The organism is Flavobacterium seoulense, from assembly GCF_000695795.1.
Taxonomy (GTDB): Bacteria; Bacteroidota; Bacteroidia; order Flavobacteriales; family Flavobacteriaceae; genus Flavobacterium; species Flavobacterium seoulense.
Map to the genome: position 1 here is coordinate 123688 of NZ_JNCA01000001.1, position 14131 is coordinate 137818.

9 protein-coding genes are annotated in these 14131 nt (G+C 33.7%); 5 read left to right on the plus strand and 4 right to left on the minus strand.

What is annotated here, in order from left to right; genetic code table 11:
* Positions 1-2 precede the first annotated feature (2 nt).
* Complete coding sequence (locus FEM21_RS00430; protein ID WP_316930329.1) at positions 3-2420, plus strand: M20/M25/M40 family metallo-hydrolase; 2418 nt, start codon at positions 3-5, stop codon at positions 2418-2420.
* A gap of 45 nt (positions 2421-2465) precedes the next feature.
* On the opposite strand, the gene radA is transcribed toward FEM21_RS00430, so the two are convergent.
* The 4 genes from radA to panC all read right to left on the minus strand — a co-directional run bounded on the left by radA (position 2466) and on the right by panC (position 6439).
* Entirely contained in the window at positions 2466-3827 is a 1362-nt protein-coding gene (radA, locus tag FEM21_RS00435; RefSeq protein ID WP_035656651.1) for a DNA repair protein RadA, read from the minus strand.
* Entirely contained in the window at positions 3827-4969 is a 1143-nt protein-coding gene (locus FEM21_RS00440; RefSeq protein WP_035656653.1) for an alpha/beta hydrolase-fold protein, read from the minus strand. The genes radA and FEM21_RS00440 overlap by 1 nt, the downstream gene beginning before the upstream one ends.
* 226 nt (positions 4970-5195) lie before the next feature.
* Positions 5196-5546, minus strand: coding sequence for an aspartate 1-decarboxylase (panD, locus tag FEM21_RS00445; protein WP_035656654.1), 351 nt, complete (start codon positions 5544-5546; stop codon positions 5196-5198).
* Positions 5547-5560: 14 nt separating this feature from the next.
* Positions 5561-6439, minus strand: coding sequence for a pantoate--beta-alanine ligase (panC, locus tag FEM21_RS00450; RefSeq protein WP_035656655.1), 879 nt, complete (start codon positions 6437-6439; stop codon positions 5561-5563).
* A 79-nt stretch (positions 6440-6518) separates the two neighbouring features.
* On the opposite strand from panC, the gene FEM21_RS00455 reads away from it, so the two are divergent.
* The 4 genes from FEM21_RS00455 to FEM21_RS00470 all read left to right on the plus strand — a co-directional run bounded on the left by FEM21_RS00455 (position 6519) and on the right by FEM21_RS00470 (position 13923).
* Positions 6519-7322: a glycogen/starch synthase gene (locus tag FEM21_RS00455; protein WP_035656658.1), complete on the plus strand. Its 804-nt coding sequence runs from the start codon at positions 6519-6521 to the stop codon at positions 7320-7322.
* A gap of 18 nt (positions 7323-7340) precedes the next feature.
* Complete coding sequence (locus FEM21_RS00460; RefSeq protein ID WP_035656660.1) at positions 7341-8972, plus strand: DUF4270 domain-containing protein; 1632 nt, start codon at positions 7341-7343, stop codon at positions 8970-8972.
* Positions 8973-8984: 12 nt separating this feature from the next.
* Entirely contained in the window at positions 8985-10829 is a 1845-nt protein-coding gene (glmS, locus tag FEM21_RS00465; protein WP_035656662.1) for a glutamine--fructose-6-phosphate transaminase (isomerizing), read from the plus strand.
* Between the two features lie 232 nt (positions 10830-11061).
* Positions 11062-13923: a TonB-dependent receptor domain-containing protein gene (locus FEM21_RS00470; protein ID WP_035656663.1), complete on the plus strand. Its 2862-nt coding sequence runs from the start codon at positions 11062-11064 to the stop codon at positions 13921-13923.
* Positions 13924-14131 lie beyond the last annotated feature (208 nt).

Genomic DNA, 14131 nt, shown 5'->3' on the forward strand with positions numbered 1-14131 from the left:
AAATGAAAAAAGACTTATCATCCGTTTTTTCGATGCTATTTTTTATAACAGTTCTGGCTGTGGTTTTCTTCAGCATGATGCCGCAATGGACTTCTGACGAAAATAAACCGCTTGCAGAGTTTTCGACAGAAAGAGCTTTGGTACACATAAAAAATATGAGTCAAAAACCACATTATGTAGGTTCAGAAAATCATAATCAGGTTGCCAATTATTTAAGGTATGAATTAACAAAACTAGGACTTGAAACCAGTTTTCAAAATGGATATACCTTGACTGATTGGGGGAATTTGACTAAATCTAAAAATATTCTGGCTCGAATAAAAGGAAGTCAAAACGGAAAAGCCTTGTTGTTGCTTTCTCATTATGACAGCGCACCACATTCGGCTTCGCTGGGGGCTAGTGATGATGCTACAGGTGTAGCGACTATTTTAGAAGGTGTTCGCGCTTTTTTACATTCTAAAACACCTCACAAGAATGATATTATTATCTTATTTACCGATGCAGAAGAATTAGGATTAAACGGTGCTGCACTTTTTGTAACCCAACATCAATGGGCAAAAGAAGTAGGTTTAGCGCTCAATTTTGAAGCACGCGGGACATCGGGACCAAGTTATATGTTAATGGAAACCAATAATGGTAATGCCGGAATGGTTGAAAATTTTGCCGCTGCAAATCCTACTTTTCCAGTCTCAAATTCGTTAATGTACAGCATTTATAAAATGCTGCCTAATGATACTGATTTGACTGTTTTTAGAGAGCAAGGCAGTATTCAGGGATTTAATTTTGCTTTTATTGATAGTCATTATAATTATCATACAGCTCAGGATGATATTCAGCATTTAGATGTTAATTCCTTAGCACATCAAGGTTCTTATCTGATGCCTTTACTTAACTATTTTTCGAATGCTGATTTGAATACTACTGAAGCAGTTGAGGATTATGTTTATTTTTCAATTCCTTTTAGTTTTATCAGTTATCCATTTAGTTGGGTAATTCCTATGGTGATTGTTGCTTTTGTCGTGTTCTTATTTTTCATCTTTTTAGGAATTGCCAAGAGAATATTGACACCTCAAAAAATGCTGCAAGGTTTTGTTCCGTTTTTGGGTTCGTTGTTTGCAGCGGGACTTATTACTTTTTTAGGATGGCAACTCTTGTTACAAATTTACCCACAATACAATGATTTACTTAATGGCTTTACTTATAACGGACATGCCTATATAGCTGCTTTTGTATCCTTGAGTTTGGCAATTTGTTTTGCGTTTTATCATTTCTTCACTCCAGATAAAATTACTGCTAATCATTTTGTAGCGCCCATTTTTATTTGGTTACTTATCAATATCGGAATTGCTTTTGGATTACAAGGTGCCGGATTTTTAATTATTCCTACTTATTTTGGAATTTTTGCTTTCGGATTTTATATTCTTACTCAAAAGTACAGTCCCATTTTAAACCTGATTTTTAGTATTTCCGCATTGTTAATCATTGCTCCTTTTATCCAAATGTTTCCAATAGGTCTTGGACTAAAAATGTTGTTTGCAACTGCAATTCTTACCGCTTTATGTTTTGGATTATTATTACCCACTTTAGGTAATTTTATTAAAAAAGGAAGTTGGTCTATTCTTTTCTTATTAGCTTCAATAGGTTTTTTTACCAAAGCCCATTTAGAATCTAATTATGAAAAAGGCAAAGCAAAATCGAATAGTTTAATTTATCTTTTGGATGCTGATACAAACTCTGCTCAATGGTTGACTTATGATAAAAACCTTGATTCCTGGACTAAGAATTATTTAGGCGAAAATCCAAATCAACCAAAAGGATTGGAAGAAATTCCACTTTTTAGTAAATACGATACTCACTTTACTTTTGCTGCGAAAGCTCCTTTAAAAAATATTCCACAGCCAACAATTGATTTTTTAACGGATAGTATTTCGGATGGTCAAAGGTATCTGAAGATTCGTATTTCGCCGAATCGAAAAGTGAATCGTTATGATATTTTTGCTAATGAAAAAATGCAACTTCATAATATTAAGGCAAATGGAGTTACTCATTTACAGCAAAAAGGAAAAATTTATAAAAGAGAAGGTAAAAAATTATTGAGTTATTATGTAGTTGATAATGATCCGTTGGTTTTAGAATTTAATATAAATACAGCTGCTGTTTTTGATATGACGTTGTTAGAAAGTTCGTTTGATTTAATGCAAAATCCGTTGTTTACAATGAATAAAAGAGCAGACTGGATGATGCCAACTCCTTTTGTTTTAAATGATGCTGTAACAATCAAAAAAGTAATCAAGCCTAGTCCTCGGGTTGTTCTGGAAACGAAAGTCAATACTCTGGCAATGCCTACTAGGAAAAAACCAATAGTTCCAAAAGCTGTTCAATCTGTAGAACCTAAAATTGCTGTTGACACGATAAAGTAAAAACAAAATCCTGAAAGTATTTAAGCTTTCAGGATTTTGATAATTTTATCCAAAAAGCATACTCGCTACATCTTCAATTTTAGCGACTAATTCAATTTTGATTCCTGGATTTTTTAAGGCAATTTTATTGTATTTAGAAACGAAAATAGTCGAAAATCCTAATTTCTCGGCTTCCTGAATGCGTTGGTCAACTCGATTTACAGGGCGTATTTCGCCTGAAAGTCCGACTTCGCCGGCAAAGCAAAATTCTTTGTTTACAGGAATATCTTCATTTGATGATAAAATCGCGGCAACAACTGCTAAGTCAATTGCAGGATCATCCACCGAAATTCCTCCGGTTACGTTCAGGAAAACGTCTTTGGCGCCAAGCCTGAAACCGGCACGTTTCTCTAAAACGGCTAAAATCATGTTCAGTCTTTTGGCATTATAACCAGTGGTACTGCGTTGTGGAGTTCCGTAAACTGCAGTACTTACTAAGGATTGGATTTCAATCATCAGCGGGCGCATGCCTTCGAGTGTGGTGGCAATGGCGGTTCCTGATAATTCTTCGTCTTTATGCGAAATCAATATTTCGGACGGATTAGAAACTTCTCTTAATCCGCTGCCCAGCATTTCGTAAATACCAATTTCGGCAGTAGAACCAAAACGGTTTTTTAATGAACGAAGGATTCGGTACACATGATTTCTGTCGCCTTCAAATTGCAAAACGGTATCAACCATGTGTTCTAATATTTTTGGTCCGGCAATGTTTCCATCTTTGGTAATATGACCAATTAAAATCACAGGAATATTACTTTCTTTGGCAAATTTGATCAGTTCGGCAGTAGTTTCTCTAATTTGCGAAATACTTCCTGCTGTCGATTCGATATAATCCGTATGTAGCGTTTGAATCGAATCGATAATTACGATTTCGGGTTCAATGGCTTCAATTTGCTTAAAAATATTTTGCGTTTTAGTTTCCGTTAGAATATAGCAATTGTCACTTGATGGTGTGATTCTTTCGGCGCGCATTTTTATTTGTTTCTGACTTTCTTCGCCTGAAACATATAAGGTTTTATAAGGTAGTTTTAATGAAATTTGGAGTAAAAGTGTACTTTTTCCAATCCCTGGTTCGCCACCCAAAAGAGTCAAAGATCCAGGAACAATTCCGCCACCTAAAACACGATTTAATTCGGCATCAGTTGTGTCCATCCGGATTTCCTGAGTTGAATCGATTTCGGTTATTTTTAGAGGTTTTGGCGCTCTGTTGCTTGGAGTGGGTTCGCTTTTCCAGGCTACTTTATCTTGCTTTTGAATGATTTCTTCGGCAATGGTGTTCCATTCTTTGCAGGCATTGCATTGACCTTGCCATTTGGCATAAGATGTTCCGCAATTCTGGCAGAAAAAAGAGGTTTTAACTTTCGACATTATTTTTTAACAGTTAAGCTTTTCATATCATCGTACTTATTGTACATCATTTCTTTGGTCAAATCACCAATTTCTTCTAATTGTGAAGCACGTTGGTATTTAGCGGCAGCTTTTTTGGCATCGCCTGTTTTTTCATACATCAAACCTAATTCGTAATCGGCAAGCATTGATTTTGGATAATTTTTATTGGCAATTTGAGCCAGTTTTTCCAGTTCATCATAAGCTTTGTTTTTTAAAATAGCGGATTCGATAGCTTTGAAATCATTAATTCGAATAGGAATATTTAAACCTAGTTTTTCAGTTGTGATTTGGTATTTCTTTGTTAAATAATCAACATATCCTGATGGTAAAGTAACAATTTTTTCTGAAAATTCAGTAGAAGAAATAGGTTTGTAACTATCGAAAATTTGGTACAATGCATTTGGAATCGAATATAAAACTAAGGAATAATGCGAAGCATTGTTGAATTTGTCGTATCGGTAATTTACTAACGAATTTGTGATCAATTTGATGTTGCTGTCTAAATTTTCTACAGGTTCGCGTAGTTGTTTAATGTCACCATCAGCAGAAGATTGATAATAAAATAAAGTCTTTTTGGTATTGGTTAAGCTTGTTGCAATTTGGTTTTCCATTCCTGGAGCAAGTTCAGGGCTTAGTGAAATATAGGCGTTGAAAAAAGGATTTTCTTTGTAAAGAAAGAAGTTTAAAAATCCGGCTGTGGTATCATGTCCGGCAATAATTCTAAAAGGAGCAACACGGTATTTTTTTTCGATAAATGGCATCAGCTCTTCACCGATGAAATTATAAAAAGCAGCTGATCTTTTTGTAGGAGTTCCTTCGGTTTCATCAAAACCACAATCGTTCATGCGGCTATTTTTTTGATTAATTCCTATAATGATAGTTTCGGGTAAATCATCCCAATATTCGCCATATTTTAATGCACCTTCAAAAGGTTCTAATAAATAATCACCATCTAATAATAATAGAATGGGATATTTTTTGGTCGTATTTGTTTCGTAAGAAGAAGGTAAGCTAATGACAATTTCTCTGGTTTCGCCAAGTTTACTGGATTTGATTAACTCGGTGTTTTTTTGAGCAAATAATGAAATCGAAAAGAAGAATAAAAGTAGTGTTTGTTTCATGATTTGGGATTTTAAAATGAGTATTTTATACCGTTTGTTATTTCATTGGACCAATAAAATATACAACGGCATTATACCACAACGATTGGACTACATTGTATTTATGTTTGGTATCAAATAGAACAGCAAGATAGTACTTTTTAATGAAAGTAAAATAAAGCTTATAAAACAAAGAAGCGTTCCTGTTAAGAAACGCTTCGGTTATTTATGTTTTTAAAATACTAATTTAGGTCAATGAATTATCATTTTCATTTGGAAAAATAATCCAGGGTTGAAAGGTTTTTGCTTCTTCGAAATCTAAAGTAGCATAAGAAATGATAATAATAATATCGTCTCTTTGTACTTTTCGGGCAGCCGGACCATTAAGAGTGATTTCGCCTGAATTTCGTTGTCCTTTTATGGCGTAAGTTTCAAAACGTTCTCCGTTGTTGATGTTAACAATAGATACTTTTTCTCCTTCAATAATATTAGAAGCTTCTAATAAGTTTTCGTCGATGGTAATACTGCCAATATAGTTTAAATCGGCTCCAGTAACTTTTACCCGATGAATTTTTGATTTTAATACTTGAATTTGCATGGCACAAAAGTAAATTATTTTAGCGAAATGGTATCAATCAATCGGATATTATTAACAAATACGGCTATAAATGCACGATAATTTTTATCTTTTGATTTTTCGTTACACGAAATAAGTGTTTCTTCATCGGCAATTTCAAAGTATTCTAAGTCGAAAATAGGATTGGATTTGAAAACTTGGTTAACCCAATTTTTTACTTCTGCACAGCTTTGAGTTTTGAATTTTTCTTTGGCTTCAAGCAATGTTTGGTATATAATTGCTGCTTTTTCTCTTTCGGGAGCTGATAAGCGTTCGTTTCTGGAACTCATTGCAAGCCCGTTAGCCTCTCTGAAAATTTCGCAACCAATGATGTTTACTGCCAAATTGTTTTTGAGAACCATTTTCTTGACAATTTGCAATTGCTGAAAGTCTTTTTGACCAAAATAAGCATTGGTAGGGGAGACAATTTCGAATAATTTTTTCACAATAGTTCCTACACCATTAAAATGACCAGGTCTGAATTTGCCTTCCATTTGATTTTCTAATCCGTCAAAATCAAAGTCTTGTGATGCTATTTTTCCTTCATAAATATCTTCGATTGAAGGTGCGTAAATAATTATGTCAGAATTTAAATCGGCAATTTTTTGTGTATCCTTATCTAAAGTTCTAGGGTATTTTTCTAAGTCTTCGGCATTGTTAAATTGGGTAGGATTTACAAAAATACTAACTACTGTATTGTTGTTTTCTGCTAGTGATTGTTGCATCAGCGAGAGATGACCCTGGTGTAAAGCTCCCATTGTTGGAACAAAGCCAATAGTGGAATTTAACGTCTTAACAGAATTTAAAAATTCGATTAAAGCTGCTTTTCCATAGAAAATAGGCATGGTTATTTTATTAAAATTCAGTGCAAACATAATATATTAGTTAATAACTGCATAAAATTTTGTAATTTTGCATGGTTTTTATTACCAACTAAACTAAGCAAATTATAATATGAAAGATAAGAGGATATTATATGTATCATCTGAAGTGGTGCCCTATTTGGCTGAAAATGAAGTTTCTTTAATGTCTTATGATGTTCCTAAGATGGTAAATGATCAGGGAGGACAGATTAGAATTTTTATGCCAAGATATGGAAATATCAATGAAAGAAGACACCAATTGCATGAAGTAATTCGACTATCTGGAATGAATTTGGTAGTAAATGATTTAGATATGCCTTTGATAATTAAGGTAGCTTCTATTCCTAAAGAAAGAATTCAGGTCTATTTTATTGATAATGACGAATATTTTAAGCGAAAAGCTACTTTTGCTGATGAAGATGGACAATTGTATCCTGATAATGACGAAAGAGCAATCTTTTTTGCAAAAGGAGTTGTTGAGACAGTAAAGAAATTAAACTGGGTACCTGATATTATTCACGTTCATGGCTGGATGGCAGCGATGTTGCCGGTATATATGAAGCATTTTTATAAAAACGAAGCTTTGTTTTCTGAAACTAAAATAGTGACTTCGGTTTATGGCCAATCATTTGATGGAACTTTAGATGTAGAAATGTTGAATAAAGTGAAACTTGACGGAGTTCCAGAAGATCAGGTAGCAATGCTTTCGACTCCAGATTATGAAAATATTATTAAAGCAACCGTTATGCATTCGGATGCGGTAATTATTGCTTCTCCAAATGTTAGTTCAAGTTTAACAAAATTTATTGAAACTTCAGGCAAACCTTTTCTACCTTTCGTGCCGAAAGATGCTTTCGCAGAAGCGTATAGCAATTTTTACAGAGAAATGCTTTAATTCAATTTTATTATTTATATGCGCAATAATTCTTTTTTTAAGATAATTATACTGATTCTGGGTGTTGTTTTTTTTACATCTTGTGATAAAGATTTCAATACTATTGGAGATAATTTAATTGGAAATGAACACTTTGGTTTAGAAAGTAAATCTTTCAATGTACTTTCATATAATCAAAAAATAGGTCCTGTTCAGTCTAATAATTTACCTATAAATGCTTTGGGAGTTTATGAAGACCCTGTTTTTGGTACAACTGAAGCAAGTTTTGTTACGCAGGTGGTTTTAGCGTCGCCTAATCCTGTTATTGGAGCTAATCCTGAAATTGAAAGCGTAATTTTGTATGTTCCTTATCTTGTAAAATCAACAACTACTGATGCTACAACAGGAGATAATACTTATGTTTTAGATTCTATTTATGGTCCTGAAACCGGAAAGATAAAATTGAGTATTTATGAGAACGGTTATTTTATGAGGGATTTAGATCCTTTGACTGGTTTTTTAGAAAGACAAAAATTTTACACTAATCAGGCTAGTGAATTTGAAGGTTTAAAAAAGCCTGTTTTATTAAATAATGATACTTCTGAAACTCAAAATACAGCATTTTTCTTTGATAAAACAGAATTTAAAGAAACAACGCCGGCTACAACAACTGGTGGAGAACCTACAATAACAAGAACGCCTCCCGGAATGCGTTTGGCTTTGAATAAAGCTCATTTTAAAACGGCAATTATTGATGCAGTTACTTCGGGTTCTGGAAAATTAGCAACTAATGATGTTTTTAAAAATCATTTTAGAGGTTTGTATTTCAAAGTAGAAAAATCGGGTACTAATCCAGGTAGTATGGCTTTGATGGATTTTTCTAAAGGTACTATAACAATTAAGTATAAGGAAGATTCTTCGACAACACCAGTAGAGAGAGTGGAAAGATCTATTGTGCTTAATTTAACTGGTAATACGGTAAATTTATTATCAAATACAAATAAACCGGATTATGATACTGCTGTGAATAATCCAAATACTACAGCAGGAGATGAGAAATTGTATTTGAAAGGAGGCGAAGGTGCTATGGCGGTTTTAGATCTTTTTGATAAAAAAGATGATATAGGTTATAATGATAAGGGAGAAATTGTTGTCGGAGCGAATAATATTCCAGACGAATTAGATGATTTAAGAAATCCAGCAAATAAAAAGAAGCTATTAATTAATGAAGCAAATCTTGTTTTTCATGTTGATGGTGATGTAATGGGAACAAATAAGCTGCCAATCAGAATGTATTTATATGATTTTAATAATCGTAGACCAATACTCGATTACGTATCTGATGGTACAACTGGAGGATTGGTATATGGAGGTCTTTTGAATGCAACTAAAGTTAGTGATAAAACGTATAAGTTTAGAATTACTAATCACATTAGAAATTTAATAAATAATAAGGATTCTACGAATGTTAAACTTGGTATTGTCGTTTCTAATGATATTGCCAATACAAATAGTACAATGAATAACTTGAGATCACCTTTATCTAACTTTTCTCAAGTTCCTCAGGTTTCGTTGACGAATCCCAGAGGTGTTATATTTCATGGGGGTAAAAGTTCTGTGCCTGCTGAAAAAAGATTGAAACTAGAAATTTATTATACAAAGCCAAATTAATATTAAAATTATATGTGTGGAATAGTTGGTTATATAGGTCATAGAGAGGCTTATCCTGTTGTTATTAAAGGTTTAAAAAGACTGGAATACCGTGGGTATGATAGTGCAGGAGTTATGGTTTATGACGGAGCTCTTAAACTTTGTAAAACAAAAGGGAAAGTAGTTGGTCTGGAAGAGCGCGCTTTGAAAGAGATTACTACTAGCGGAACTATTGGAATTGGTCACACAAGGTGGGCAACTCATGGTGTTCCAAATGATGTGAACTCACATCCACATCTTTCTAATTCAGGAGAATTAGCGATTGTTCATAATGGAATTATTGAAAACTATGCTCCATTAAAAGAGGAATTGGTAAAGCGTGGTTATGTTTTTCATTCAGATACTGATACTGAAGTATTGGTGAATTTGATTGAAGAAGTTCAGAAAAAAGAAAACCTGAAATTAGGAAAAGCAGTTCAATTGGCACTTAATCAAGTGGTAGGTGCTTATGCAATTGCTGTTTTTGATAAAAAAAATCCTGTCGAAATTGTTGCAGCTCGTTTAGGAAGTCCATTAGCAATTGGGGTAGGTGAGGAAGAATATTTTATTGCTTCTGATGCTTCTCCTTTTATCGAATATACCTCAAATGCGGTATATTTAGAAGATGGAGAAATGGCTAATATCAGTCTTCGTAAGCCAATTAAAATCAGAAAAATTAAAGATGATAGTTTAGTCGATCCTTATATTCAGGAGCTTCAAATGAATTTGGAGCAAATTGAAAAAGGAGGATTCGATCATTTTATGTTAAAAGAAATTTTCGAACAACCGAGTGTTATTAAAGATACTTACAGAGGTAGATTACATGCTGATAAAGGAATTATTCAGATGTCTGGAATTGAAGATAATCTGGAGAAATTCTTAAACGCTGACAGAATTATTATTGTGGCTTGTGGTACTTCATGGCACGCTGGTTTGGTAGCTGAGTATATTATTGAAGAATTTGCCCGTATTTCTGTTGAAGTAGAATATGCATCAGAATTTAGATATAGAAATCCAATTATTAATAGTAAAGATGTAGTTATTGCAATTTCACAATCAGGAGAAACTGCTGATACTATGGCGGCTATTAAGTTGGCTAAAGAGCAAGGTGCTTTTGTTTTTGGAGTTTGTAATGTGGTGGGTTCTTCTATTTCGAGAGAATCTCACGCAGGTGCTTACACGCATGCAGGTCCGGAAATTGGAGTAGCTTCAACTAAAGCATTTACAACTCAAATTACGGTATTAACTATGTTGGCTTTGCGTTTAGCAAAAGCAAAAGGTACTTTAACTCATTCTGATTTTCACAGGTATTTGTTGGAATTAGAGTTGATTCCGGAGAAAGTAAAAGAGGCTTTGGGAACTATTGAAAGAGCAAAAGAAATTGCAGCTGCGTTTAAAGATGCGCCTAATTGCTTGTATTTAGGACGTGGTTATAATTTTCCGGTAGCTTTAGAAGGTGCTTTAAAGCTTAAAGAAATATCATATATACATGCTGAAGGTTATCCGGCTGCTGAGATGAAACACGGTCCAATTGCTTTGATTGATGAGCAAATGCCAGTTGTGGTTATTGCGCCTAAGCAAGGACACTATGATAAAATAGTTAGTAATATTCAGGAAATTAAGTCAAGAAGCGGTAAAATTATCGCTGTAGTGACTAAAGGTGATACTCAGGTTAGAGAATTAGCTGATTATGTTATCGAAATTCCGGAAACTTCAGATGCTTTGTCGCCGTTGATTACTACTATTCCATTGCAGTTATTGTCTTATTACATCGCTGTTTATAGAGATTGTAATGTTGATCAGCCTCGAAATTTGGCAAAATCAGTTACTGTAGAGTAGAAAAATATTATAATTAAAAGTAGAAAAAGCAAGGTAAATCGCCTTGCTTTTTTTGTTTAAAATGGATTTTGATTGGGTGAATTATTAAAAAAATAATTTTATAACATATTTTTTGTTAAATATTGATTTTTATGTGTAAATTTAATTAGTCAGAAACGCTTTGTTTTTTTGGTGATGTGATTAGTGAAAGTTAATGGCTTTTAAAGATATAAATCAATAAAAACTGAATCATATGAGAGCGTATTTATTTTTTTTATCGTTGTTTTTCTGTGGTATAATACAGGCACAGAATTCTATTCAGGGCACAGTTGTCGAAAATAATCTACCAGTTATTGGTGCCAATGTTAAAGTGATTGGCGATTCTGGCGGTACTGTAACCGACAGTGACGGAAAGTTTATCCTGAAAACTAACTCGAAATTTCCTTTTGAAATTGAAGTGAGTAGTGTAGGTTTTGAATCGAAAAAAATTACCGTCAATTCGAGTAAACAAACAATTAATGTTATTCTAAAAGAAGAGCAAACCTTATTAGATGAAATTGTTGTTTCGGCATCCAGAACACCAGAAAGAGTTTTTGAATCACCCGTTACTATTGAAAGAATGGGTATTGCTGATGTGAAAAAAACGGCATCTCCCAGTTTTTATGATGGATTGGAAAATTTGAAAGAAGTACAAATGAATACCAGTAGTTTGTCTTTCAAATCAATCAATACTCGTGGTTTTGCAACAGTTGCCAATTCTCGTTTTCTGCAATTGGTGGACGGAATGGATAATTCTTCTCCTTTATTAAACTTTGTTTTAGGTAATATGGTTGGTATTTCTGAAATTGATGTTCAAAATGTTGAATTGTTGCCTGGTGCTTCTTCTGCTTTGTATGGTGCAAATGCTTTTAACGGGATTATGTTCATGAATAGTAAAAGTCCTTTTACTTATCAGGGAATAACCGCTTACGCAAAATACGGTCAGACGAGTCAAAAGGCGGCCGGCACGAATGATTTTATTGATTATGGTATTCGAATGGCACACGCATTTGATAAACATTTTGCTGCCAAAGCAAATTTCACTTACATGCGTGGAACCGATTGGTTTGCGACAAATTATAATGATAAAACAGTAGCGGGAAGAGACAGAAGTAATCCTAATTATGACGGAATCAACGTGTATGGTGATGAGGTTATAACTAATATTTATAATGTAGGACAAACAATGATTGCTAATGGCCGATGGGCAGCTGCTGGTTTACCTGCTAGTTTTGCAGAGTTATTGCCTAAAGAAAATGTGTCAAGAACGGGTTATAATGAAACGGATTTGACTGATAACAAAGCGAGTAATACTAAAATCGACCTTTCGCTTCATTTTAGACCTTTTGGAGATGAAAATTTTGAAATTATTTGGTTGAGTAAATTTGGTTACGGAAATGCTGTTTACCAAGGAGCCAATCGTTATTATTTGAATAATTTTTTCATGCAACAGCATAAAATAGAATTCAAAGGAAAAAACTTTTACTTAAGAGGTTATACTACATCTGAAGATGGAGGTCAGTCTTATGATATGCTTTTTACAGGAATTAATGTTAATAGAGCATGGAAAGCTGATGATGTTTGGTTTGGTACTTATGCAGCAAATTATGCTGGAGCAGTTGGAAATCCTGCGAGTCCGTTGTTTAATAATCCTGCAGGCGCACATGCTTATGCAAGATCACAGGCTGATGTGGGCAGATTAATGCCGGGTACAGCTGCTTTTAAAAATGCTTTTAATTCGGTTATTGCTGAACCAGATGTTTTGACAGGTTCGCGATTAGTTGATAATTCTAAGATTTATCATTCTGATGCGAATTATAATTTCAAAGATCAAATTAAGTTTGCAGAAATTCAGTTAGGAGGTTCTTTTAGAGAATACCAATTAAATTCTCATGGAAGAATTTATACAGATGATAACGGGCCTATTCACTATAGTGAATATGGTGCTTATGTTCAAATGATGAAAAAATTTATGGACGAAAGATTGAAATTTACAGGATCATTGCGATATGATAAATCTCAAAATTTTGATGGAAATTATTCTCCAAGATTATCTTTAGTGTATGCTGGAGGTGAAAGTAAAAAACATAATTTCAGAGCTTCTTTTCAAACAGGTTTTAGAAATCCTACTACTCAGGATCAATACATAGGATTTAATGTGGGGAACGCTGTGTTAATAGGTTCGGCTCCTGATAATTTATTGCGTTATTCAGAAACATTGCCAGTTAGTACGGCTACAGGTCAGTTTTTGGCAGGTGGAGCAACTAAAGTTATGACTGGAGAAAATGCTTATAATAATTCATATACGGCAACAACAGTTCAGGCGTTTGCTGCTCTGGCACCGACAAATCCTGTTGCTGCTTCAGCTTTGTTGAGAAGGACTAATGTAGGTTATGTACAGCCAGAACAGGTTAAGGCATTTGAATTGGGTTATCGTTCTTATGTGAGTAAAACGACTGTGGATATTAGTGCTTATTATAATATTTATAATGACTTTATTGGTAATTTAAATGTAGTTGCTCCTTATTATGGTACTACCCAGGATGCTCCAAATCCGTTGGCTGGCCCTACTGATCCGGGTGCTCAGACATTGCATGCACTTCAAAACGGAAATTTTAGAGCCTATCAATTATATACTAATGCTGCTGTTGAGATACAATCATTTGGTTTTGGTGTAGGGATTAATAGAAAAGTCTATAAAGATTTTGAATTCGGAATTAATTACAATTATGCTGAATTTAGTTTTGATCAGGAAAAAGATCCTAGTTTTGAAGCGGGATTTAATACCCCAAAACATAGAGCGAAAGCTTCTTTTGGAAATGAAAAATTATTTAAAAATTTTGGTTTTAATGTAAGCGGAAGATGGAATAGTGAGTATTTATGGCAATCAAGTATGGTGGATGGTATGATTGATGCGGCTACTGTTTTTGATGCGCAAATAAATTATTCGATGCCAAATCTTAAATCAACATTAAAAATAGGTGCTTCTAATATTGCTGGTAAAGAATATGCACAAGTTTTAGGTGCAGGTTTGATAGGTCAGCAATATTTTGTGGCTTGGACAATAAATCCATAACGGTATTCTTGTAATTGAGCATTATAAGATTAAGGTTTTTGGATGAAAAATCACTTCTTTTTTCAAGGAAGTGATTTTTTGTTTTTCAGCAAAACATTCGTTTTTACAATGGTTCCTGAGCTGTTTTTTTATCGAATTTTATTTTTTTATGTTTTTTGAATAAAATTGTTGATTTTTTATTTTAAAAAATTATCTTTGCGCTCTGAAA